This is a genomic window from Pseudoalteromonas sp. NZS71_1, from assembly GCF_015864305.1.
In the GTDB taxonomy this organism is placed as follows: domain Bacteria; phylum Pseudomonadota; class Gammaproteobacteria; order Enterobacterales; family Alteromonadaceae; genus Pseudoalteromonas; species Pseudoalteromonas arctica.
Genome location: NZ_JADYXM010000007.1, coordinates 21494 through 46936 on the forward strand (window position 1 = coordinate 21494; position 25443 = coordinate 46936).

At 38.5% G+C, this 25443-nt stretch carries 21 protein-coding genes; 14 read left to right on the top strand and 7 right to left on the bottom strand.

Annotated features, from left to right (window positions below; translation table 11 throughout):
* The first annotated feature begins 20 nt into the window (after positions 1 to 20).
* The 4 genes from I6F43_RS11720 to I6F43_RS11735 all read left to right on the top strand — a co-directional run bounded on the left by I6F43_RS11720 (position 21) and on the right by I6F43_RS11735 (position 3634).
* Entirely contained in the window at positions 21 to 1055 is a 1035-nt protein-coding gene (locus tag I6F43_RS11720) for an ABC transporter substrate-binding protein (protein ID WP_024591429.1), read from the top strand.
* 61 nt (positions 1056 to 1116) lie between these two features.
* On the top strand, positions 1117 to 2292 hold the full coding sequence (locus tag I6F43_RS11725) for a methyltransferase (protein WP_165735252.1): 1176 nt from the start codon (positions 1117 to 1119) through the stop codon (positions 2290 to 2292).
* 30 nt (positions 2293 to 2322) lie between these two features.
* Entirely contained in the window at positions 2323 to 2985 is a 663-nt protein-coding gene (can, locus tag I6F43_RS11730) for a carbonate dehydratase (protein ID WP_007582103.1), read from the top strand.
* Positions 2986 to 2989: 4 nt separating this feature from the next.
* Positions 2990 to 3634 (top strand): NAD(P)H-binding protein, encoded by a 645-nt coding sequence (locus I6F43_RS11735; protein WP_165735253.1) that lies wholly within the window; start codon positions 2990 to 2992, stop codon positions 3632 to 3634.
* A 252-nt stretch (positions 3635 to 3886) separates the two neighbouring features.
* Here the strand turns inward: I6F43_RS11735 and ubiK are convergent, their stop codons facing one another.
* Complete coding sequence (gene ubiK / locus I6F43_RS11740; RefSeq protein ID WP_007582099.1) at positions 3887 to 4150, bottom strand: ubiquinone biosynthesis accessory factor UbiK; 264 nt, start codon at positions 4148 to 4150, stop codon at positions 3887 to 3889.
* 162 nt (positions 4151 to 4312) lie between these two features.
* Here ubiK and rep point away from each other — a divergent pair, with 162 nt between their 5' ends.
* Positions 4313 to 6331, top strand: a complete 2019-nt coding sequence (gene rep / locus I6F43_RS11745) for a DNA helicase Rep (protein WP_024605304.1) — start codon at positions 4313 to 4315, stop codon at positions 6329 to 6331.
* Positions 6332 to 6346: 15 nt separating this feature from the next.
* Here the strand turns inward: rep and I6F43_RS11750 are convergent, their stop codons facing one another.
* The 3 genes from I6F43_RS11750 to elbB form a co-directional block, all read right to left on the bottom strand.
* Entirely contained in the window at positions 6347 to 8911 is a 2565-nt protein-coding gene (locus I6F43_RS11750; protein WP_007582095.1) for a sensor domain-containing diguanylate cyclase, read from the bottom strand.
* Positions 8912 to 9075: 164 nt separating this feature from the next.
* Entirely contained in the window at positions 9076 to 9471 is a 396-nt protein-coding gene (locus tag I6F43_RS11755; protein ID WP_007582093.1) for a c-type cytochrome, read from the bottom strand.
* 227 nt (positions 9472 to 9698) lie between these two features.
* The gene (gene elbB / locus I6F43_RS11760; RefSeq protein ID WP_197102464.1) at positions 9699 to 10346 is read right to left on the bottom strand and encodes an isoprenoid biosynthesis glyoxalase ElbB; all 648 of its coding nucleotides are present in this window, start codon (positions 10344 to 10346) and stop codon (positions 9699 to 9701) included.
* Positions 10347 to 10870: 524 nt separating this feature from the next.
* Between elbB and polA the strand changes: the two genes are divergently transcribed.
* The 3 genes from polA to I6F43_RS11775 all read left to right on the top strand — a co-directional run bounded on the left by polA (position 10871) and on the right by I6F43_RS11775 (position 15199).
* Complete coding sequence (gene polA, locus I6F43_RS11765) at positions 10871 to 13606, top strand: DNA polymerase I (protein ID WP_197102466.1); 2736 nt, start codon at positions 10871 to 10873, stop codon at positions 13604 to 13606.
* Between the two features lie 490 nt (positions 13607 to 14096).
* On the top strand, positions 14097 to 14684 hold the full coding sequence (locus I6F43_RS11770) for a YceI family protein (RefSeq protein ID WP_007582084.1): 588 nt from the start codon (positions 14097 to 14099) through the stop codon (positions 14682 to 14684).
* A complete protein-coding gene (locus tag I6F43_RS11775; RefSeq protein ID WP_010553821.1) occupies positions 14681 to 15199 on the top strand; it encodes a DUF1285 domain-containing protein in 519 nt (172 codons plus the stop codon). The genes I6F43_RS11770 and I6F43_RS11775 overlap by 4 nt, the downstream gene beginning before the upstream one ends.
* Positions 15200 to 15208: 9 nt before the next feature.
* Here I6F43_RS11775 and yihA read toward each other — a convergent pair whose 3' ends face one another.
* Entirely contained in the window at positions 15209 to 15877 is a 669-nt protein-coding gene (gene yihA / locus I6F43_RS11780; RefSeq protein WP_101164494.1) for a ribosome biogenesis GTP-binding protein YihA/YsxC, read from the bottom strand.
* 281 nt (positions 15878 to 16158) lie between these two features.
* Between yihA and I6F43_RS11785 the strand changes: the two genes are divergently transcribed.
* The 3 genes from I6F43_RS11785 (at position 16159) to I6F43_RS11795 (ending at position 18668) form a co-directional block, all read left to right on the top strand.
* Positions 16159 to 16791, top strand: a complete 633-nt coding sequence (locus tag I6F43_RS11785; protein WP_197102468.1) for a c-type cytochrome — start codon at positions 16159 to 16161, stop codon at positions 16789 to 16791.
* A 752-nt stretch (positions 16792 to 17543) separates the two neighbouring features.
* Positions 17544 to 18140, top strand: coding sequence for a Der GTPase-activating protein YihI (yihI, locus tag I6F43_RS11790; protein WP_197102470.1), 597 nt, complete (start codon positions 17544 to 17546; stop codon positions 18138 to 18140).
* A gap of 12 nt (positions 18141 to 18152) precedes the next feature.
* The gene (locus I6F43_RS11795; RefSeq protein ID WP_010553820.1) at positions 18153 to 18668 is read left to right on the top strand and encodes a DUF2489 domain-containing protein; all 516 of its coding nucleotides are present in this window, start codon (positions 18153 to 18155) and stop codon (positions 18666 to 18668) included.
* Between the two features lie 93 nt (positions 18669 to 18761).
* On the opposite strand, the gene hemN is transcribed toward I6F43_RS11795, so the two are convergent.
* Both hemN and yjgA read right to left on the bottom strand, forming a co-directional pair.
* Positions 18762 to 20135, bottom strand: coding sequence for an oxygen-independent coproporphyrinogen III oxidase (gene hemN, locus I6F43_RS11800; protein ID WP_165721240.1), 1374 nt, complete (start codon positions 20133 to 20135; stop codon positions 18762 to 18764).
* A gap of 124 nt (positions 20136 to 20259) precedes the next feature.
* The gene (gene yjgA, locus I6F43_RS11805; RefSeq protein WP_007582068.1) at positions 20260 to 20793 is read right to left on the bottom strand and encodes a ribosome biogenesis factor YjgA; all 534 of its coding nucleotides are present in this window, start codon (positions 20791 to 20793) and stop codon (positions 20260 to 20262) included.
* Positions 20794 to 20937: 144 nt separating this feature from the next.
* Here yjgA and pmbA point away from each other — a divergent pair, with 144 nt between their 5' ends.
* The 3 genes from pmbA (at position 20938) to I6F43_RS11820 (ending at position 25335) form a co-directional block, all read left to right on the top strand.
* Positions 20938 to 22287: a metalloprotease PmbA gene (pmbA, locus tag I6F43_RS11810; protein ID WP_165721239.1), complete on the top strand. Its 1350-nt coding sequence runs from the start codon at positions 20938 to 20940 to the stop codon at positions 22285 to 22287.
* A 72-nt stretch (positions 22288 to 22359) separates the two neighbouring features.
* Entirely contained in the window at positions 22360 to 22845 is a 486-nt protein-coding gene (locus I6F43_RS11815) for a DUF721 domain-containing protein (RefSeq protein WP_024589904.1), read from the top strand.
* A 414-nt stretch (positions 22846 to 23259) separates the two neighbouring features.
* A complete protein-coding gene (locus I6F43_RS11820) occupies positions 23260 to 25335 on the top strand; it encodes a M13 family metallopeptidase (RefSeq protein WP_010553817.1) in 2076 nt (691 codons plus the stop codon).
* Positions 25336 to 25443: the final 108 nt, after the last annotated feature.

Sequence of the window (25443 nt, forward strand, 5' to 3'; positions counted from 1 at the left end):
TACTTTTTGAGGACACCTATTTGCTATTTAAAGGATTAATCATTGGATTGTGCTTTTTTTGCAGCCATATCGCGGCGCAAGAATCAGTCACATTACAGCTAAAATGGACACATCAGTTTCAGTTTGCTGGCTACTATATGGCTAAGCAAAAAGGCTTTTATAATGAAGCGGGCCTTGATGTAACTATTAAACAAGCTAATCCAATGAAACCTGATACCTTTGGTCCTGTGGCCAGTGGTGAAGCACAATTTGGTGTAGGGCATTCTGGTATTTTACAGCAACGTATTAATGGCCAACCTCTTGTTGCTATGGCTGCCTTATTACAATTTTCACCTTACTGTTGGATGGTTAAAGACACGTCTGATATTTTTCATCCACGTGACTTTGTTAATAAACGTATCACTGCGGTGAGCAAAAATGATGGCACCGAGCTACTTATTATGCTTAAACGCAGTGGCGTTGATGTAGATAAACTCAAAGTTTACAATGGCGAAAATTTTAACCAGGCTTGGATTGAAAACAAGCTAGATGCTATGCAAGTTTATGTTACTACAGAGCCTTATTATATGACTCAACAAGGCGTAGCTCATCGGCTTGTTTGCCCACAGCGTTATGGTATGGATGTATATAGCGACATTTTATTTACCAGCGAAAACATGCTTAAGCAAAATCCACAAACGGTCGAAAAATTCTACCAAGCGAGCCTAAAAGGTTGGCGCTATGCAATGATGAATATGGATGAAGCCATTGCAGTCACCCAGCAAAACTATGCACCGAGTAAGAGCTTTCATCAGCTCGCCTTTGAGGCTGAAGTACTAAAAAGTTATATAACCCCACCCACTACCAGTTTAGGGCATATGTCGATAGCAAAGTGGCGTTTAATTGCTGACTTATATGGCATACAGCAAAACGAATTTGACGAAGTGAAATCTCACTTTATTTATAAATACCAAGAGCCTGAAAAGATGCAATTATCATGGATGCTCATAGCAGCGATTCTGGTGAGTATTATTTCAATACCTTTGTATTTACGGCTGATTTTTAGCCAAAAATAACTGCTTAATGAGAGCTCACTGAGCTGATATAATTAATTGTCTTTTTATTTTTTAAGCTGTTATGACTTTAGCCGAGCAATTTTTTGCACTTGATTCACTTTTAATGCGCCATCGTCAGTATTGGCAGTGCACCGCATTTGATTTTGACACTATTCCTTGGCCAGAGCTGCAAGGCATACTTAACGAACTAACTGATGATCAGGTAACCGTTCTTGATAACGATCAAAATCAGCTATACCAATTTTTTAGCCAACACATAAACCAACTTGATGAACTTGCTAAGTTATGTGAGTTACCTAGCTCTGCACACTCTCGATCTGATTATCCGTTTTGGATAAGTAACGGCATTAAAGGTCGTAAGTTTGATCAGTTACAAGATTTTGTATCTGCACTACCTAATACTAAGCAACCAGTTTTAGAGTGGTGTGCGGGTAAAGGACACTTAGGGCGAATGCTTGCTTTTAATGGCGCAAGTGATGTGCATAGTATTGAACTGCAACAAAGCTTATGCGAGCAAGGACAAAAAAGTGCACAGCAACAAGGCTTGGCAATGCACTTTAGCCAAGCAGATGTATTAAAAGAGGATATCACTCAATTTTTTAATGCTGATATGCATGCCGTAGCGCTACACGCATGTGGTGGTTTGCACCAAGCATTTATGCGCCAAGCAAGTTTAGCGAAAGTACAGCAAATTAGCTTTTCACCTTGTTGCTATCATTTATTTACGGCTAATGAGTACCGTGTAATGAGTGAGGTTGCAAATAAAAGCGAGCTTAACTTAACGCATCGCGATTTAAAGCTCGCATTACAAGAAACCGTTACAGCGCCTTCTCGTCTGGAAAAAGTACGTAAAACAGAACTAGAATGGCGACTTGGTTTTGACGCACTTAGAAAATCGATTACTGGCGAGCAATATTATGTAAGCGTCCCTTCGGTTAACAAAGCTATATTCTCAGATTCGTTTAAATCATTTTGTGCATGGGCTGCAGATAAAAAGGCAATAAACCTACCTCAAGATACTGATTATAATAAATATTTAGATATTGGTGTTGCTCGAAAAAAAATAACTGACCGAGTTGAACTGGTTCGACATGTGTTCAGAAGAGCAATTGAAGTTTGGCTTGTGCTCGATCGTGCTTTATATTTGCAACAGCAAGGCTATCAAGTAAGCGTTAAAACGTTTTGTGAAAAGCAGTTAACGCCTCGTAATATTTTGATTCTTGCTAATATCCATTAAATTTCCGTCCTCGACTTAATAAGAGATGCAATGAGAAAGTTAAAAAATTTATTCGATAACAATAAACGTTGGGCTGCACGTACAAGCGAAGCTGATCCTGAGTTTTTTAAAATTTTATCTATGCAACAAAATCCAGAGTATTTATGGATTGGTTGTTCAGACTCTCGTGTACCTGCTAATCAAATAGTTGATTTATTACCAGGCGAATTATTTGTGCATCGTAACGTTGCAAACGTAGTTGTACACACTGACCATAACTGTTTGTCGGTTATGCAGTACGCTGTAGAGGTTTTAAAAGTAAAACATATCATGGTAGTAGGTCACTATGGCTGTGGTGGCGTACAAGCCGTTTTAAACAATGCAAAATTTGGCTTTATTGATAATTGGCTACGCCATGTAGGGGATGTAAAAGAAAAGCATCTTGAACAACTTGATGCAATGCCAGAAAGCGAACGTTTAAGCCGCCTTATTGAGCTAAATGTAATTGAGCAAGTGCGTAATGTATGCCGTACTAACATTGTGCAAGATGCGTGGGAGCGCGGCCAAGAGCTAAGCGTTCATGGTTGGGTTTATGGTTTAGAAAACGGCCATCTTCATGATTTAGAATCTGTAGTAACGTGCGCGAGTGAAGAAACGCAAAGCTACAAAAAAGCAGTGCAGCACGTACTTAATAAAGTGGGCGAAAATAAATAAATTTATGACTAAAACGGCGATATTAATAGGTGCTACAGGTTTGGTCGGTAATGAGTTGCTACATAAGCTACTTAAGAGCGATCGTTATACCAAAGTGGTTACGTTAAGTCGTCGGGCTTTGCCTATTACACACGCAAAGCTAGTTAATCACGTTATTGATTTTGAAAAATTAACTCAATACGTTGAGCTTTTTAAAGGTGACGTATTGTTTTCGTGTTTGGGCACAACCCGTAAACGGGCGGGCTCTACACAAGCTCAGCGTAAAGTAGATTTTGATTATCAGTTTATAGCGGCGCAGTTAGCGGCATGTAATGGTGTTACGCATTACTGCTTAGTGTCATCAAGCGGGGCGAACACGCACAGTAATAGTGCTTATTTGAAAATGAAGGGTGAGCTTGAGCAACATATTAAAGCACTCCCTTTTGGTAAAATAAGTATTTTACAACCGTCTTTATTATTAGGTGATCGTGAGCAATTTAGAGTGGCAGAAAAGATAGGCAGTATTATTTTTCCTGTTATTACACGACTGCCGTTTTTAAAGCGTTACAAACCAATAACTGGCGAGCAAGTTGCGCAAAAAATGCTGAGTGTGAGTTTAGAGCAACAGGCTAAGTTATTTTATTATGTGCTAGATGAGCTATTTGAATAAACTTAGTAAAACGCAAAAGGCAGCCTAAGCTGCCTTTTTTGTACATTAAATTAATACCAATTTTATTAAAAAAATGATCATTCTAGCGTATTAAATAACTCACTAACTACGTTAAAAATTATTTATATAGAACAACTATGTATCATAATTTTAGCCTTGTTATTGAGCTATTTTCTTATCGCTATAATAGATCACTAATTTAATGCAATTGGTATAATTATTCAGCGTCAGTTTTAGTGCTAAGTTGTTGCNTTATTCAGCGTCAGTTTTAGTGCTAAGTTGTTGCTCAAGTAATGCAACTTTAGCTTCAAGCTCAGTTAACTTTTCGCGAGTACGAATAAGTACTTGGCTTTGCACATCAAATTCTTCACGGCTCACAAAATCCATCTCAGCAAGCTTGTTTTGTAAAACTTGCTTTGTTTTACCTTCGAGTGTCTCTGCTAGGTTTTTTACACCTTGTGGCATATTGCTAGTAATTTGCTTAGCAATTTCTTCAAGTTTTGCTGGGTTGATCATATTTGTCCCTTCGATGCGGCCTAAAATAATAATAACTAATATTACCTTATACCCACGGTATTTAACACATGATCATCTTTACCTTAATTAATTAAGGCAATTGCTATGCTCGCAGTAATGGTTACGTTAAAATTGCGCGTCTTTTAAATTTCTTTGGTCGTTATGAAACTCAATCCTAAACAAGATGAAGCCGTAAAATATATTAGTGGTCCATGCTTAGTACTCGCAGGCGCAGGCTCTGGTAAAACCCGTGTTATTACGAATAAAATCGCTTATTTAGTGAAAAAATGTGAGTACAAAGCGCGAAATATAGCCGCTGTTACTTTTACCAATAAAGCAGCCAAAGAAATGCGTGAACGAGTACTGCAAACACTTGGTAAACAAGACGCCAAAGGTTTGTGGGTATCGACGTTTCATACACTCGGTTTAGAAATAATAAAAAAAGAGTTAAGCACATTAGGGTTTAAACCCGGCTTTTCGTTATTTGATGATCAAGATACCAATCAGCTTCTTAGTGAACTCACCGAAGATGAGCTAAAAAAAGACAAGGACTTACTCAAACTACTTAAAATGGAAATTGGTAGTTGGAAAAACGAATTAGTACTGCCAGAGCAAGCAATACGCGAAGCGCGTGATGCGCAAAAGGCATTGTTTGCACAGCTGTATGCTCGCTACCAAAATCAGCTACGTGCTTATAACGCACTGGATTTTGATGATTTAATTATGATCCCTACTTTGTTACTTACTAATAACGCCACATCTCGTGAGCGCTGGCAGCAACGCTTTAAATACTTGCTGGTGGATGAGTATCAAGATACCAATACAAGCCAATATCAACTTGTTAAATTGCTAGTAGGCGAGCGTGCCCGTTTTACTGTTGTAGGTGATGACGATCAATCAATTTACTCATGGCGTGGTGCTCGCCCGCAAAACTTAGTGTTATTAGGTAAAGACTACCCAGGGCTTAGACTTATAAAACTTGAGCAAAACTATCGAAGTGCAGGGCGAATACTAAAAGCGGCTAACATTTTAATTGCGAATAACCCACATGACATAGAGAAAAAGTTATTTAGTGAACTAGGTTATGGTGAGCCGATTAAAGTAATAGGGTGCCGCGATGAAGAGCATGAATCTGAGCGTGTGGTTGCTGAAATAATTTCACATAAGTTTATGAAGCGTACCAGCTATAAAGATTACGCGATTTTATATCGTGGTAATCATCAAGCACGTGGCTTTGAAAAATCTTTAATGAGTAACCGTATCCCTTATAAAATTAGTGGCGGTATGTCGTTTTTCGCTCGCTCAGAAATTAAAGATATTATGGCGTATTTACGTTTGCTAGTTAATCAAGATGATGACAATGCATTTTTACGTATCGTAAATACACCGCGACGCGAAATAGGCACGGTTACACTTGAAAAGCTTGGTACGCTTGCTAACGAAAAACACGCGAGCTTATTTGCTACCTGTTTTGATAACGATTTAGGCTACAGACTAAAAGGGCGTGGTTTTAATGCGCTTGCTGGATTTGCACGCTGGGTTGTTGAGCTATCTGATAACGCAGTACGCGGTGATACGCTCGAAGCTGTTAAAGACTTAGTGCGTAATATTAATTACGAGGCATATTTGTACGAGTCCTCACCGAGTGCAAAAGCGGCTGAAATGCGTATGAAAAACGTATCAGAGCTGTATCGTTGGATAACAGATATGTTGACCGGTGATGCCGACAACGAACCAATGACATTAGCCGAGGTTGTTAGCAAGCTAACCCTTCGCGATATGCTTGAGCGTAACGAAGAAGAAGATGAAACCGATGCAGTGCACTTATCAACACTACATGCATCAAAGGGCTTAGAGTACCCGTACGTATTTATGGTGGGTATGGAAGAGGGTTTACTTCCGCATCAGGTAAGTATTGATGAAGATAACGTAGATGAAGAACGCCGCTTAGCTTATGTTGGTATTACTCGTGCACAGCAGGAGTTAACACTTACTTATGCAAAAATACGTCGTCAATTTGGTGAAACCTCACAAACTGAGTTAAGCCGATTTGTACAAGAGTTACCGCAGGACGATCTCGCGTTTGAAAATAAAAAGGCGCCAAATACGCAAGCAGAGCGAATGGAAAAAGGCCAAGCAAGAGTCGCTAACCTTCGTGCAATGTTTAAAAAGCCTGAGTAATACCTCAGGCTAATTTTATAAAGACTGGGTTGCTTGTATTTCAGGTAACTCAGAACACACTAGAGCGTGTTGTTTTCCCACAAAAAATGCCAAACCGTGCTTGTCTAGTAAAGCTCTAAAATTAAGTATTGATGGGCCTTTAGCAATGACTTTCATTGCTTTGAGCTTTGTAATTGCAAGCACGCCCTGTAGCTGAAAATCGTAACTTTCTTGTTGTAAAACACGTTTACTAAAGGTCGAGCTAAGTAGCAGATAGTCAAAATTAATATCGGTTAGTAAATTAAGTTCGCATCGATCTTTAGCGAAATTGTTTAAACCAATTGAATAACCAAGTTGTGATAGCTTTTTGAGGTTTTCTATTTGTGTTGCGCTTGCGTGACGAATTTCTTGCTCATCAAATAGCAAACAGAGCTGGCTATGTCCTTGTTGTTTATTTAGCGTATCTGTAAATAAAACAAATTCGTGCTCCTCGAGTAGTAAACCAGAGCAAGGAACCAGCGCCATAGTTACATTTGCGGTAATTGCTTGTGCATAAGCGCGTTGTAATAACTGTAACTCTATCTCGAGGTGCTGTTCTTTATCTGATGCAAACTTTTTCAAAATATCAAAGCTAGTAAAGCCAAGTATTGGGTGTTCACCAAATGCTTCAAATAAAGATTCAGACTGATGTTGCTCATCAAGAGTAATTATTTCTGAGCTTCTAAAACTCATAGGTAATATATCAAGGTGATGTTGTGCTTTTAGTGCCTGCGCAGGTATTGATTGCGTTAATAGCGGATGAAATAGCTCGTAGCGGTTTTTTCCGGAGTTTTTAGCGTGATACATTGCAGCATCGGCATCACGAATAATTTCATCCGTATGCGTATAGCTTTTCTTTGAGTAGGTTATTCCTATACTAGCACCACTTTGAAGTGATTCGCCTTTAAGGAAAAAAGGCTTTTTCATTAAATCGATAATACGATTAGCAACATCTTCTGCTTGTTGAGGCTCAGTTAAGTGCGTTAATAAAATAACAAACTCATCGCCACCTAAGCGTGCTAGTAAATCATGTTCGCGTATACACTGGGCAAATAACTCACTAACGTTAATTAAAAACTGATCGCCAGCATGGTGACCAAGTTGGTCGTTAATGTCTTTAAACTTATCTAAATCAATAAATAAAACAGCAAAATTATGTTCAGGAAAGCGCTGATAATGTTGTAGTGTTTTTTCAAGCTGAGTTAAAAAGAGGCTGCGATTAGGTAAGCTAGTAAGAGAGTCGTGATGTGCGTCGTGATAAAGCTGCTGCTCTATTTTTTTACGCTCATCTATTTGCATTTGTAAGTGCAGATTTGTTTGACGCAGTTCTTTGGTTTTTTCGTTTACTCTAAATTCGAGTTCTTGATGGCTTTTTGCAATCGCTTGATTGGTGAGCTTTGTTTGTAAAACCGCTGCAATTTGATGAGATACAAAGGTAATTAACTCGCAATCATCCCGGCTGAAAATATGTTTGTTATCGTAAGCTTGGCAAACAATAAGGCCGATAACACCTTGAGCTGTTTTAAGTGGAGCGCCTAACCAACTAGTGGCCATTTGCTCTTTTTGTACAGGCTTAGCTCTTTGTACTACACCGCTTTCTATTAATTCTTTTGCTCTACACGGGTGTATAAGTTGCGTTTCTTCAGTGCTTATTACCAGTTCACTATAACCTTTAGCAAAGCGTCTTGGTTGTGTGTTTTCTTTAAATTCATCTACACAATAAGGGAAGCTTATCCAGCCAGACTCTTTATCGTAAAGTGCAATATATAAGTTCTCTGCGTAGGTAATTGTTTTTATTATTTCATGTATCTTAAAGTAAGCATCATCAAGGTTTTTAGCTTGCGTTGCTATTTCAGATATTTTAAACAGAATTTGTTGGCGTTGAAGTGCGCGTTTGCGTTGTTCTATTTCAAGGTTTAACGCGTCGTTACTTTGAGTGAGTGCACGGGTACGAATTTTAACTTCTGACTCAAGGAGCTCTCGTTTTTTTACACGCTCTATTGCAGTTGCTAAATAAAGCGACATAAACTCAAGTAATTGTATTTGTTGTGAGCTATAGCCTTGTTTTGTATCGTAACTTTGCGCTGCTAAAACACCGATAATATTATGTTCTTGGTAAACCGGAACACCTACCCAATGCTCTGCTGGAGTGCCTAATGCTTTAAATAAGCCTTCTGCTGCGGCATTTTGCATTTGCTGCTTGGTAAAACATGTGGTTTTACCCTGTTTAAATACATAACCAGTGGCGCCTTCATCAAAGCTATTTGATTGGTTAAGGGCGACGGCAATACCATCTTTTTCATCTGAAAAGTAAGAAAGTTCTAACGATTGACTGTATTGATTTAATAGCACCACATAAAAACTTTTACTCGGCACATATTTTTGTAAAATGTCGTGGATAGCGGGATAAAGTAGGGTTAGCTCGGCAACAGTACTTGCTTGCTCTGATAATTGTATCAGCGCATTTTGTAAGTGATGTGATTGTTTGTATTTATTGAGTAATGTTTTTAGACGTTTATTTTGATACGCCAATTTACTCGATACTGAGAGTTTATCTTCCAATGATCTAACCGGCTATTTTTATTGTATAGTTATTAGCCTTATACTTTCACTTTTAGCGCTTATCGTCAAGTTGATATTCGTACTATCATACTGGCTAGAAACACTATTTTAGGTATTAAAAAAGGCTTACCGAAGTAAACCTTTTTTGTGTATTTCAGCTGTATTTACTTAGATGTCATGAAGTCGATGGCAGCGCTTATCTCATCATCAGAACAATCCATACAGGTGCCTTTTGGAGGCATCGCATTAAAGCCATTTAGTGCATGCTCAAGTAAAGTGTCTTTACCTTTAGCTATACGTGGAGCCCAATCGTCAGGCGATTTAGGCGCGCCTAGTGCACCAGTACCGTGACATGCAAAACATGCACCTTGATACACTTGCTCACCAGAACGAGGGCCTGTAGGCGCCGCTGCTACAGCAGCTTTATCGCCTTCAAGGTATACAGCACCAACCGGCGCGAGACGTGCTTTAATTGCATCTTCAGTCATAGAGTTATCATATGGCTGTGCGTATGCAGTGGTTGCTAGCATTAATAATGCTGCAGCTGTTAATTTTTTCATTTTGCCTTGCTCACTTCGATTTGAACGTGATCAATCACGATTAAAGATGACGGAAATTAAACCGATTATAACTCTCTGAGCCAATTTATAAAATGCTAAGAGGCGTTTTTATTAATAAAACTGACTACTTTTTGCGTTAACGCAATAAAATTTAATTATTTACTGTTTTTTGTTAAGCAATTTAATAATTGCAAACAGTCATACAATTAACTTTTTAGATCCTAAGATCAATTTATTGATAATACGCTACTAACTAGTTTTTCGATCCCTGCATCGGCTTCAATAATTGATTGCGCAAGCATATAAGCTGGGGTTGTAACTAGCTTATTTGGCTGATCAATAACAACATCATCTACTGCACAATTTATATGTTTAGCGCCTAATGTGCTTAGCGCTTGTGCTGTCTCTGCATCGTTACCAATCGTAAGTACAGCGTTATCGTAAATAAATGGGATCAAAGCGGGTGCAATACACATATAACCAGCAGGCTTATTTTCTTTTGCAAATGATTTACAAGCATTAAGTACGTCTTCATTAATATTTGCTTTTGCGCCTTTAATTGCAAAGTCACATAAGTTTTTTGCAGCGCCAAAACCGCCAGGTACAATTAATGAGTCAAACTGAGTTGCGTCTAGTTCAAGCAGCGATTTAATGTCACCCCGTGCAATACGAGCCGCTTCTGTTAATACATTACGCTTATCAGGCATTACTTCGCCCGTTAAATGGTTAATGGTATGAAGTTGTTCAATATCCGGTGCAAAACACTGATACGTTGCGCCATTTTTGGCTATATGTAATAAAGTTAAAATTGCTTCATTAATTTCACTACCATCGTACACACCAGACCCTGCTAATATTACCGCTACGTTTTTCATGCTTTTGTGCCCCTAAAGTCTTTTTTATAAGTCGATCGGATGAAGTCTAACATGCTCAAAATTTCTCGCGAAAATAAATTTTTAGTACAAAAATCATTCTCTATGCAAGTTGTATTGCGGTTTATGCCATTTGCGATCACTTTGCCTTTAAAAAAATTATAAAGGATCGCTATGATCTTCGATCCATTGTGCTAGAATACTCCTCCGGTTATTTAAATGGACGCGAATAATCAAAGTGAATAACAACACAAGCAGTCGTTAGAAAACCTTTTTCCACATTGGTTTAAAATAATAAAAAAAGAACCTCGTATTATCTTTTTTAAATTAAAACATACAGTTAAAGTATTTTCTAGGCATTTTATAATGCTTTGGAAGAATAGCTCGTGGCTGTTATCTACACACTTATCCACAGCTTGCTATAGTTTTAATAACACGATAAGCAGTAATTCACTGTCGTTTTATTTACTACCTTATGGCATGCTTATAATTACCTTAATTTTTTGCATTTAGGATCCAAATTCACCATGGCTCAGATCCCCGAAAACCCACTTATTTTAGTTGATGGCTCGTCATATTTATTTCGTGCTTATCATTCTCCGCCGCATTTAACTAATTCTAAAGGTGAAGCTACGGGCGCTATTTATGGCGTGATCAACATGCTTAAAAGCTTGATCAGACAATACGATCCCTCACATATGGTGGTTATATTTGATGCTAAAGGTAAAACGTTCCGTAACGATATGTATAGCGAGTATAAGGCAAATCGTCCGCCTATGCCGGATGACTTACGCACTCAAATAGCACCAATACACAGTATTATTAAAGCGATGGGCTTTCCGCTAATTAGTATTGAAGGCGTTGAAGCTGATGATGTTATTGGTACATTTGCACGTATAGCGTCAGAGCAAAAACGACATGTACTCGTCTCTACTGGCGATAAAGACATGGCACAGCTTGTTAATGAACACGTTACGCTAATAAACACGATGACTGACAGTATTTCAGATCCCGTTACCGTGGTTGAAAAGTTTGGTGTAGGCCCTGAACTTATTATTGATTACTTAGCATTAATGGGTGATAAGGTCGATAATATTCCGGGTGTTGAAGGTTGTGGTCCTAAAACTGCAGTTAAATGGTTAGAAAAATATGGTTCTCTTCAAGGTGTAATGGATCACGCCAGTGAGATTAAAGGTAAAATAGGCGAAAAGTTAGCAATTGCTCTTGATCATCTGCCTTTAAGCTACGAACTTGCGACAATTAAGTGCGATGTTGAAGTTGAATCTGATCTTGATACATTCAAACTTCAAGAGCCTAACAAAGACGAATTAATTGCATTATATGGTGAGTGCGAATTCCGTCGTTGGTTAGCTGAATTACTTGATAATCCTAAAGATGCTGAAACACATTTAGCTGTACCTACCCAAGCCACTGAATTACCAAAAGTAGAAGATGCTCATTACGAAACTATTTTAACGCAAGTGCAATTTGATACGCTAATAGAGCAATTAAATAGTGCTGAGTTATTTGCATTTGATACTGAAACAACCAGCCTTGATTACATGAAAGCGCAATTGGTGGGTATGAGCTTTGCCGTAAAAGCGGGTGAAGCTGTGTATTTACCGGTAGCGCACGACTATCCGGGTGCGCCTGAGCAATTAAGCCTTGAATTTGTAATGCAAAAGCTAGGTCCAATTTTGGCAGATGAAAACAAAGCTAAAGTAGGGCAAAACCTTAAATATGACAAAAGTGTATTAGCGAATGCAGGCTTTGCGCTAAATGGTATTAAGTTTGACACCATGCTTGAGTCGTATGTATTTAATAGTGTAGGGACGCGTCACGATATGGACTCGCTAGCACTTAAATACCTAGGTCATAAAAATATTAGCTTTGAAGATATTGCTGGCAAAGGTAAAAAGCAACTTACCTTTAACCAAATTGAACTTGAAAAAGCAGCACCTTACGCCGCTGAAGATGCCGATATTACTTTGCGTTTACACGAAGTGCTTTGGCCAAAAATAGCAGCTGATGAAAAGCTAAAATCGGTATTTGAAGATATAGAAATGCCACTTATTAGTGTGATTTCTGATATTGAACGCACCGGTGTTGCGATAGATAGCAATATGCTTGGAGCGCATAGTCAACGTTTAGGTGAGCGTTTAATTGAGCTTGAAAAAGAAGCGTTTGAAATAGCAGGCGAACCATTTAACTTAAGTTCACCAAAACAGCTACAAGTACTGTTGTTCGAGAAGCTTGGGCTGCCTATTATTAAAAAAACGCCTAAAGGTGCACCTTCTACCGCAGAAGAAGTACTGCAAGAACTTGCTCATGATTATCCGCTACCTAAAGTAATTATAGAGCATCGTGGTTTATCAAAGCTTAAATCAACTTACACCGATAAATTACCATTAATGGTGAATGAGAAAACCCAGCGTGTACATACGTCTTATCATCAGGCAATTACAGCTACGGGGCGCTTGAGTTCAACTGATCCTAATTTACAAAATATTCCTATTCGTTCAGAAGAAGGACGTCGTATTCGTGAAGCGTTTATAGCCGCAGATGGTTATAAAATTGTTGCTGCCGATTACAGTCAAATTGAGCTGCGTATTATGGCGCATCTTTCACAAGACAAAGGTCTATTAAATGCATTTGCTAACGGCTTAGATGTACATAGTGCCACTGCCGCTGAAGTATTTGGTGTAGAGCTTGATGATGTAACTACCGATATGCGCCGTAAGGCGAAAGCAGTAAACTTTGGCTTAATTTACGGTATGTCGGCATTTGGTTTAGCACGTCAACTAGATGTGCCACGCCACGAAGCGCAGCATTACATAGATAAATACTTTGAGCGTTTTCCAGGTGTATTAGAGTACATGGAAACAACACGCGAAAAAGCAGCTGAAAATGGCTACGTTGAAACAATATTTGGTCGTCGCCTACATTTACCAGAAATAAGCGCACGTAATGGGGCGCGTAGAAAAGGAGCCGAACGTGCTGCTATAAACGCACCAATGCAAGGTACTGCCGCCGATATTATTAAAAAGGCAATGCTGAGCGTCAATCGTTGGGTACACGAACAAGCACCAAATACGATTAAGTTACTTATGCAAGTGCACGATGAATTAGTATTTGAAATCAAAACAGACTGCGCAGAACAATACACAAAACACATTTGTGAACTGATGTCGCAAGCTGCTGCGCTAGATGTACCACTTATAGTTGAAGCTGATGAAGGTGACAACTGGGAACAAGCTCATTAATGCAATTTTAGCATTTTAATTAAAGCGCCTTTTGGCGCTTTTTTTATGTTTAATAAAAATGGCGAATAACAGCGATTCAATCAGGTATATGCAAGCTTTAGTTAAAATAAGGTTAATTTAAGCAACTATTTGTATTAAATAGTTATATGTTCGTCAATTCGAGCTGTTTTACAGGAATATGATTGTATTTTAATGCGTGCTTTTGTTAAAGTCCCGCCTGTCCTATCCTGTAGGACATCCTGTTGATGATGCATCTGAAAGGGTGCAACAAATTGATAGCTTCTCCCCAGTTTGCTATACCGGCCTACCAACTTGTTTGGTGGGCCGTTTTTTGTTTTACGCCTGAAAATCCTATCTAATTAATTCTTTATTGCGCTATACCAATTGTATTATTCATTCGTCATTTCGAGGTGGTTTGGGTACATCGCAGGTGATACCATCGAGGTGATATTATTTTTATTTTTTTCATTTTATTACTAAGGAGTGCGTTATGTTTAAAGCATTAGCTATTGCAGGTTTTTCTTTATCAAGTTTAGTTATTTCTAATGTTGCTCAGGCCAATTGGCAGCTAGTGAATGATAAAAGCCAATTAAGCTTTGTTTCAATTAAAAAAGATTCGATTGCTGAAGCTCACCATTTTACTAACCTTGAAGGTATGCTTTCTGATAAAGGCGAGTTTAGCGTTAATGTTGATTTAACATCAGCCGAAACTCTAATTCCTATTCGTAATGAGCGTTTAACGACATTTTTATTCGAAGCGGCTAAATTTCCAAATGCTGTTTTAACTGCAAATTTAACTAAAGAACTGAGCAATATTAAAAAGCCTGGTCAATATGTATTGAAGGGTATTAAAGCTGAGCTTGATTTTCACGGTAATAAAAAGCCATTGGCAATTGATGTACTCGTTAACAGCACGCAAAGTGGTGATTTAACGGTATCATCGCTAACACCTATTATTATTAATAGTGATGATTTTGGTGTAACTGAAGGCGTTAAAAAGCTGCAAGAGCTAGCGGGCTTACCTTCAATTGCAACAGCAGTGCCTGTTACATTTGCAATTACACTTAAAAAACAGTGATTTCTTTAAGTGAGCTTAGCAAGCAATTAAGCGAGCCAAGCAAACCTTTTGATAGTTGGCAGCCTAATCATTGTGGTGAACTGCCAATTGTCATTAATCATGAGGGGAAATGGTTTTACGATGGCAGCGAAATAACACGCCCAGCCATGGTGAAGCTGTTTGCTTCTGTTCTATGTAAAGAAGGTGAGCAATTTTATTTAAAAACACCTGTCGAAAAAATAACAATAACGGTTGATGATGCGCCGTTTATTATTGTTGATTGGCGTTTTGAAAATACAGTGCAAGGGCAGGTGTTGTGTTGTATTGATAATTTAGCTAGGCAGTGGTTGGTGAGCGCTCAGCAGCCTTTAGTTATAAAAGACTATAAAGGGTCAAAAGTGCCTTATCTAAAGCTACCTTATGGCTGTAGTGCGCGTGTTGCGCGAAGCGTATATTATCAGTGGGCTGAAAAAGCCGAGTCTGATAAGCTCGGCTATTTTATTAAATCTGCAGGAAAGCAGTTTTATTTATCGTAACGCCAGCGTTTAAGCCTCTGGGTTAGTTTCGTCTGTGATTGTTTCATCGGTAGGTGGTATAGCAATAACAGGACCTAAAAACCATTCATCTAGTTTTTTAGCTACTTCTGGTAAACCCGTGCCTTTTAATGATGAAAATGCATGAACTGTAATATCCCCATCAAGCGTGCTTAATTCACGACGAACTTGCAGTACTTGTGATTTACGAGGGCCTTGCTTTAATTTATCGGCTTTAGTTAATAGTGCCAATACTGGAATTTCACTACCAATAGCCCAATTAATTAAATCGCGGTCTAAATCTTTTAATGGATGACGAATATCCATTAAAATAACAATACCTTTTAGGCTTTGACGCTTTTGTAGGTATTCGCCTAGCGATTTTTGCCATTTCTTTTTCATTTCGATTGGTACTTTAGCAAAACCATAGCCTGGTAAATCGATAAGGCGCATATCGTCAACATCAGCTAAATCGAATGTATTGATTAGCTGAGTACGTCCAGGTGTTTTACTTGTACGTGCTAGCTTCTGATCGGTTAATGCATTTAATGCACTCGACTTACCTGCGTTGGAACGACCGGCAAACGCAACTTCAATTCCCGTATCAGCAGGTAATTTAGTAATGTCGGGAGCGCTTGTTACGAAAGACGCAGTATTATATTTGATACGAGATTTGAGCACAGGCTCTCCTAAAACTTAAATAAATAACGTTGAGTAAACCAAATTCACTCAGGGCGCGTATTTTATACTATAAAGGATGTATTAAAAAGCGTATTTAACCACCTAAAAACAGCACCTATGGTACATTTAAAACATGTTAAAGCTTAATCTAAGTCAAAACCCTGTAAATTATAAGCTTAATATGTGTAGAAAACGTGCCAGAGAATTTATTATCGTGTAGAATATATGTATTACAACATCACGATTGTAGATGATACAGGGTCGGAAACAGAGAATTCACCATGAAAAAAATAGCACTATCTTTAACAATATTGCTTGGTGCGTTGTCAGCAAGCAACGCAGCAGCATTTGATGGCGATGTAAACGCAGGTAAAGAAAAATCAGCAACGTGTGCGGCTTGTCACGGCCCAGACGGTAATGCGCCGGTTAATATTTACCCTAAAATTGCAGGTCAACATCCAGATTATATCCTCAAGCAACTTCAGGATTTAAAATTAGGTATGACGTCAGGCGGCAAAGAAGGGCGTATGGATCCAGTAATGAGCGCTATGGCTATGCCACTTAGCGAGCAAGACATGAAAGATCTAGCTGCTTATTTTTCTTCAATGAACATGACTGAAGGTGCTACACCTAAAGATGTTGTTGAAGTTGGCGAGATGCTTTTTAAAGCAGGCGATGCAGAACGTGGAATTCCATCATGTGCAGCATGTCATGGCCCACGTGGTAATGGCTCGTCACTTGCTAAGTTTCCAAAAATTTCTTTTCAGCATCCAGGATATATCAAGGCTCAACTTGAAAAATTCCGTGATGGTACTCGTCATAATGACTTAAATGGCATGATGGGCGATATTGCAAAAAAATTAACAGATAAAGACATCGAAGTACTTTCTCAGTATTTAGGTGGCTTACACTAAAGTCGTATTTATTTAGCAGTTAATAATAAATAAACTACAATGTGTTAAAAAAAGCAGCCTAGGCTGCTTTTTTTGTGTCAAAAATTAACGATATCGTCCGTTTTAATGTAAGACATTGACCATGTCTGGTTGTAAGAAAAGTCTTCTTTTTATTTTTGATTATTGATTAACTTATTGTAATTTATGTTTATTTTTATATCTCAATGTAATAAATATAATAAAAGTTATATAAACCAGTTGTAACAAAATCATTAACGAGTAAATTAACCACTGTCGCAAAACAACAATAACAAAACGGAAATAACTATCAAGGAAAGTAACGCGGCATGACTACATAGCATAAGATTAGTGCTACTAAAGGAAATAATAAAAAAGTGTCAGGATGACCGAAAATAATAAAAAACTCATGGAAGTTTAATAATAAAAACAAAATGGAATGTAACAAGGAACGTAAAAATAATAACAATACGGACTGATAATAATAAAAATAATAAAGACTAAAAAAAGTCGAAGGGAGAAGTGTCCAGATAATGGCGCTCAGATTAGCAGGCGGTAGAGATGTTTTCTCTACCGCCTTTTTATTTGTCCTGTTACAATACCCACCGTTTTAAATTGGCGATTAATTAGCTAAGGCGCTTTTAAATGAGAGACCCAACCTCTAAGCGCAAACTGAATTCTTCTGGCTAGGCCAGCACTGCGATGCCCATTAATTTGCGCTTCGCTCAAAACCTCTTAAGTGAGATGATCAAGATATGAGTAGAACTAAAAAGTCACGCAAAAGCCCAGCAAACGGACCTGTTCGTTTAAGCCAAGATAAGCTTAAAGAAATGCGCGCATTAAAAGAGCAGCGAGTTAAAAAAACCAAAGGTGCTAAGCCAGGTTCTCGTAACGCGCCAGATTTACTAGATAGCGAAAGCCATAATGCTGGTCACGCGCCGAAAGATAAGCGTGTAGGCAGTAAAAAGCCGGTACCATTAATTGCAACTGCGCCTGAGCCTAAAGTTGAAATGAAACGCAACTTAAAGCCAACTATTGAGCTGAAAAAGTTAATCGAGCCTGAATTTACACCTGAACAAGAGCTAGAAGCACTTGAGAATGACGAGCGTTTACTTAAACTAGTAGAGCGTCATGAAGAAGGTGAAATGCTAACTGGTAAAGATGCTAAGTACTTTAATAGCCGTATTGCTCGTCATCAGGCGTTATGTGAAATTCTTGGTATTGAAGACGAGGATGAAGACGAATTTGAAGATGACCTTGAAGATGATATTGAAAGCAAAGGCAATTCTGATTTCGATCAATACTTATCTGACGATTTAGCCAACGAATGGTTAGATGAAGACGACAAATAGTAAGGATAAATAATGAGTACCGCGGTAATTTTAGCCTTACTTTTAGGCGCTGCTATAATAGTTGGTCTGGCATTTTATGCGGGTCAGTTGCTGTATAAGTTAAATGCGCAAAAAAAGTTAATTGCTAAAACGCAGGCTGAACAAAAGCAAAAGCTTGAGAAGTCGCGTTTAAAGCGAAATGCCAAACTAGCCGATAGTATTCATTTAATTGCGCGTGCAATGAATGAAGAGCAGTGTGAGTTTTCTGAAGGCTGTTTACGTATTTGGGTACTTATGTCTCAATATGGCTTTGAGAGCGAGCGTGATTTAACGACACAATATCCTGGCATTTATAAAATGTACCAGGTAGTTAAAGAAATGCCGACACACGATGCACGTAAAAAATATGCTAAAAAAGAAATTTTTAAGCTAGATAAAGCTCGCTGGCAAGCTGAAGAAACACTTAAAGATGAAGTTAAAGCCGATTGCGCTAAAATTATCATCGAGTTTAAAGCCGCTCCTGGCAGCGATAAAGTAGTTTTTAACTAGCTTTAGTTTTTCGAGTACTCAAAAAAAGCAGACCTTGGTCTGCTTTTTTTATGCGTAAAAATTTTCATACAAATTGCATTAAATTAGTATCAGTTAAATCACTCGTGAAAAACGCGTCGCATTTATTTGTTTTTGTAAATGAGCGTCAAAGCACATGCAAATAATACGAATGAATAAGTTGCCGCGTGGCGTTACGCTAATTTTATTATCATTTATAGTGACTAGTTCATCTTTTATAAGTGGCGTAAGCGCAATTAACGCATCCTCAAAGTAGTCATTAAATATAAGCGCATGCTTTTCGCTAAAGTCTTGTATATCTAATTCAAACTGGCAAATGAGCTGCTTAATTGCATCAGCACGAATTACATCATCATGCGTTAAGTGCATACCTTTATTAAGAGCACAGCCGTTTTGTGTTTCTACGCTGTGGTAATAATGTTTTAATTCTTTTTGATTTTGTAAAATGGCAGTGCCAATTTGTGAAATTGATGACACGCCTAAGCCTAATAAATCACAATTCCCATGGGTTGTATAACCTTGAAAATTACGATGTAACTTGCCTTCATTTTGCGCAATAGCTAGTTCGTTATCGTTTTTTGCAAAGTGGTCCATACCAATAAATTGATAGCCTGCTTGCGTCATCTGCTCCAGCGTGTTTTTAAACATAGTGAGTTTATTATGTGCACTGGGTAAATCTGCATCTTTAATCTTACGCTGTGCGGCAAAGCGCTCTGGTAAATGCGCGTAGTTAAACACCGATACTCGGTCAGGGCTTAACTCAATAAGTTGCTCTATAGTTTGCTTAAAGCTCTCTGGCGTTTGCAGAGGAAGCCCGTAAATCATATCTGCATTAATAGATTGAAATCCCAGCTCGCGAGCTTGTGTAATTAATTGCTTAACCGTATCTGCATTTTGCGGGCGATTAACAGCAAGTTGCACGTCGTCGTTAAAGTCTTGAATCCCAAATGAGACACGGTTAAAGCCAAGCATTCTTAAATCAACAAGCATATTATCGGCAAGTGAGCGAGGGTCTATTTCAATGCCGCGCTCTGTTGTGCTTGTAAAATTAAAGTGCTGCTCTAAAAGCTTAATTAGACGAGTCATTTGTTTTGCGGTTAAAAAGGTGGGAGTACCGCCACCTAAATGTAATTGCTCAACCGTGTAGTTTTTAAATAAATGAGCTTGGGCAGTAATTTCTTTTGCTAAAAAGTCGAGATACGTATCGGCCTTAGATTGATGGCGGGTAATTATTTTATTACAGCCACAGTAGTAGCAAAGCTGACTACAAAACGGAATATGAATATATAAAGAGAGTGAACGACTCGTTGATGATTCTACAGCGCTTAGTAGGTCTTGTTGTTGATACCCATCACGCAGTGATAGAGCTGTGGGATACGAGGTATAACGCGGGCCAGACACATTATATTTGTTTATTAGGGTTTGATCCCATTGTGGAAGTTTAATCATCACGCGCACCTAAGTATTTATTTAGGGGGTGATTATAAAAAAGTACGCAGTGAGGCGGTTTGATCTATAACAAAAAAGGTGCCGAAGCACCTTTTTTAATAAAATATCAATTAATGCGGTCTAATTAATACGTAACAGTATGGGCATCTTTGAGATATTGAAATAACTCTTTATAACCTTTACCCGGCTTTTCAGCTTTCGCTTCTTTCGCCGCATTACGAACCAATTGACGCATTTGCTGACGATCAAGAGACGGAAACTGTTCAATAGTCTCATTGATAAGGTCATCACCTTGTTCAATTAGGTCTGAACGTAATTGCTCAATTTTTTTGACCAATACTTCAGCTTGGTTATTTTTATTAAGCATTACATCGATAATCGCTCTAATAGCGTCAATGTTTTCTACAGTACGCAACGTTTTAGCGATGTAGTTTAAGTGACGGCGGTACGCGTCACTTTTATTACTTATTTTATCAGCAACAACCATTGCCGCTTTTAAATCGTCATTTAATGGCAGGCGTTCGCGCTGTTTTTTACCCATTTTGGCAATTTCAGTACCTAACTGATGAAACTCTTGCGCTTCACGCTTAAGTTCCGTTCTTGATACATATTCAATTTCTTCTTCAATTTCAGCAGGCTTGCCTTTTTTCTTTGCCATGGGGTGCTCTTAAATAAAAATAACTTTTGCCATTATACATGAATATGATACTTAGGAATATTAGCTGATGTGATGCATTGAGTGTGTTAGCATTTAAATATAAGAAATGCGTGCATTATGCCTCTAAGGCTCAGGACTTAATTTATGAAAAGCCAACAAAACGATCCAATTTATTCTCAAATATCGCAAGTTAAAGATGCGGTAGCAGAAGTACTCGAACATGCTAAAAAATTAGGCGCTACAGCTGCAGAAGCTGCCATGTCTAGCACGTCTGGTTTATCGGTTAGTACACGAATGGGTGAAGTAGAAACCATTGAGTTTAACCAGGACGGCGGCTTAGGCATTAGTGTATACGTTGGTAATAATAAAGGTTCGGCGTCAACCGCTGATTTAAATCCAAAAACATTGCGCATGGTAGTCGAAAAAGCGATTGATATAGCCAAATTTACATCGGATGACCCATTTAACGGCGTTGCTGATAAAGAATTGCTTGAATTTAATCCTAAAGATTTAGATTTATACCATCCTTGGGATGTAAGCCCTGAAGAAGGTATTGAGCTTTGTCATGCTGCTGAGCAAGCTGCACTAAATGCAGATGAGCGTATTGTTAACTCTGATGGTGCGAGTTTTTCATCTCACCAAGGATTACGTGTTTATGGCAACAGCCATGGTTTGATAACGGGCTTTCCACGCACTCGTCATAGCATTAGCACTATGGTAATAGGTCAAGATGGTGAGCAGATGCAACGCGACTCTGCTTATACTGTTGCACGCGACCAAGCGGGTTTAAATGACGCAGCGGCAGTTGGGCTTGAAGCAGCAGCTGAAACATTGGCTAAATTAAATAGCCAAAAGTTAGGCACAATAAAAGTGCCTGTTATTTTTAGAGCCGATATTGCAAATTCATTGTTTGGTCACTTAGTGTCGGCAATTGGTGGTGGTGCGCTTTATCGTAAATCAAGTTTTTTACTTGATAGCTTAGGCACACAAGTATTTAGTAATTGTGTGAATATTGCCGAGCGCCCACATATTTTAAAAGGGTTGGCGTCGTCACCGTTTGATAGCGAAGGTGTTAAAACATTCGATAGGGAAATTATTCAAGGCGGCGAGCTACAAACTTATTTATTAGCAAGTTATGCCGCGCGTAAAATGAATATGACCCCAACAGGGCATGCTGGCGGTATACATAACTGGCTTGTTGAGCAAACTCATAACGATTTAACTGCACTATTAAAAACGATGGGCACCGGCTTATTAGTTACAGAGCTAATGGGGCAGGGCGTAAATACCGTAACGGGTGATTACTCTCGTGGTGCTGCTGGTTTTTGGGTTGAAAATGGTGAAATCCAATATCCTGTAAGCGAAATTACCATTGCTGGTAATTTAAAAGATATGTTTAAAGGCATATCTGCTATTGGTGGTGACATCGAACGCCGTGGTGGTATTCAAACTGGCTCAGTATTAATAGAGCAAATGCAAATAGCCGGCGCGTAGTATTAATACGCAGTGTATACTTAGACCTAGAGTATTATCTCTGGGTCTAAGTGAGCTTTTACGAGGTGTAAAATGGCTAAAGATAGATATGCACCAAAACCGCTAACCGATATTATGGCGGGGTTAAATAATCGTTTATCAGCTTATGCAGGCAAAAGCCAAGCACTTGATACACAGCAAACCCTATTAAAAGATTTTTTAGGCCCTAAGTTGGGTGATAAATGCCGAGTCAGTAATTACCGAGACGGCACGCTAATGATAGAGGCGGTATCTGCACCTATCGCGCTTAGGCTTAATTATTTAAAAATGGATATGCTTTCACATTTTAGAGCTGCCGGAATGGCAGAGCTCGGGCAAATAAAAATAACTGCAAATCCTCAAGCAACTCAGAGATTAAGTACAGCGAATAAGTCGGGCAGTCCTGCAGTTACCAACTCACGTAAAATGAGTGAGCAAACAGCTGATTACTTAAACGCGATAGCATCTTCTGCACCCCCCTCTTTAAAAGAAAAACTAGAGCGTTTAGCGCTTCACGGAAAAAATAAAAGTAAGTCTTAACTACTCACCATCTTGTTATTGGTGGGGCTAATTTGGCAGCTCACCGCATTCAAAATACTTTGTTACATATTCCATTTTATTGTTGGCTTAATGAGGTTTATGATACTGCGTGGGCTTTATATTGATCGAAAGCTCTTTGATACCCATTCCATTAAGTAAAAGCGTGTAGGCAGTGCTATTTTTACTCCTGCTATATTCAAGAATTTAATGGAGTTGGTATGTGATACCAACCTGCATAAGTCTTTGATCAATTTAACGAATTAAATTACACTATAACGTCGTTAAAATTTTTTATTTAGAGCAGCTAGATACAAAAACTTTTGCCTGGTTCTAGCGTAATTTTCTTAACGTTAAATAGACCCCATATATAAGCAGATTGGTATGATTCAATTCTAACTAACAAACGGAATAATTATGAATAAAGTAACAATGGCTGCTGCAAGTATCGCACTTGCGCTTGGCTTGGTAGGTTGTGGTGAAAAACAACAAGAAACAAAAGTAACCGACACTCCAGTAGTAACAGCACCCGCTGAAAAACCACTAGAGCTTGGTATTGAATTAGCTAATATGGATAGTTCAGTACGCGCACAAGACGATTTTTACTACCATGTAAATGGTCAGTGGTTAGCTAAAACTGAAATACCAGGTGATAAATCTAACTACGGTTCTTTTTCGCAGTTATATGATGAGTCGCAAAAAGCGATGAAAATAGCCCTTGAAAGTGCAGCCGCAAACAAAGCCGCTAAAAAAGGCAGTGATGAGTACAAAATTGGTGCATTTTATAAAAGCTATATGAATAAAGATGCGCGTAATGAGCTAGGTATTACGCCATTACAACCGTCATTAGATACAATTGATAGCGTTAAATCTAAAGCTGATTTAGTGGGTTTAATGGCTAAAATTCAAAAACAAGGCGGTACTTTACCGTTTGGTTGGTTTGTAAATAACGATGCTAAAAACTCAAGTGAGTATGCATTGTATTTATCTCAGTCGGGTCTTGGTTTACCAGATCGTGACTATTACTTAAAAGATGACGAAAAATTCACTAAAATTCGCGCTTCTTACGAGCAATACATCACTGATGTTTTAGCAAAGTCAGGCGTTAAAAATGCAGCAGAAGCAGCTAAGAGCGTACTTGCATTTGAAAAAACACTAGCTGATGCTCAGTGGAGCCGTGTGCAAAGCCGTGATGCAACTAAATCTTATAATAAGATGACAGTAGCAGATGCAAGCAAGTTGATGGGTGACCTTGATTTAGCTGCATTCTTTAAAGATGCAGGCGTGAGTGCAAGTGACATTATTGTACGTCAACCAAGCTACTTAGAAGCACTTGCTACTATTTACAAAGACACTGATTTAGCGACGTGGAAAAACTACTTAAAATTTCATTTTGTAAGTGGTTATGCAGAACTACTTAGTGAAGATTTAGTTAACCTTAACTTTGACTTTTACAGCACAACACTTCGTGGCGTAGAAGAACAAGCACCTCTTTGGAAGCAAGCGGTTGATGCATCTAACAGTGTACTTGGTGAAATTTTAGGTAAGGTATACGTTAAAGATAACTTCCCGCCAGAAGCTAAAGCACGCATGGAAGAGTTAGTTGATAACGTAATTAAAGGTTACGGTGTTGCTATTGAAAATCTTGAGTGGATGAGCCCTGAAACAAAGCTTGCAGCGAAAGAAAAACTAGACAAATTTACACCTAAAATTGGTTACCCAGACACGTGGAAAGATTACTCAGAGCTAGATATTAACTCAGATGAGCTAGTAGGTAACTACATTCGTTATAGCGAATGGGCATACGCAGACATGATTGCTAAATTGGGTAAACCAGTTGATCGCTCTGAGTGGCACATGACTCCGCAAACAGTAAATGCGTATTACAATCCAGTAAACAACGAAATTGTATTTCCAGCAGCTATTTTACAACCGCCATTCTTTAATTTAGAAGCGGATGATGCTGTAAACTACGGCGCAATTGGTGCAGTAATTGGGCATGAGCTTGGTCATGGTTTTGACGACCAAGGTGCTAAATATGACGGTGATGGCAACTTACGTAACTGGTGGAGTGAGACTGACCTTAAGCAATTTGAAGAGCGTACAGCGGCTTTAGTTGCACAGTATAACGAATATAAACCGTTTGAAGATGCAAGTGTTAATGGCGAGCTAACGCTTGGCGAAAACATTGGTGACTTAGGTGGTTTAACGGTTGCGCATAAAGCGTATATGCTGTCTTTAGGTGATAAAAAATCACCAGTGATTGATGGTTACACAGGCGATCAACGCTTCTTTATGGGTTGGTCACAAATTTGGCGTCGTAACTATCGCGATGAAGAGTTACGTAATCGTTTATTAACAGACCCTCATTCACCAAGTCACTACCGTGTAATCGGTATCTTGTCGAATATGCCTGAGTTTTACGAAGCGTTTGACGTAAAAGAAGGTGATAAAATGTATATCAAACCAGAAGATCGCGTAAAAATTTGGTAATTTACTAAATAGACTGATTTAAAGTTAATAAAAAACCAGTAAGTTTTTAGCTTACTGGTTTTTTTGTATCTTGAATTTGTAAATAACCTGAACTATGGATAATAAATC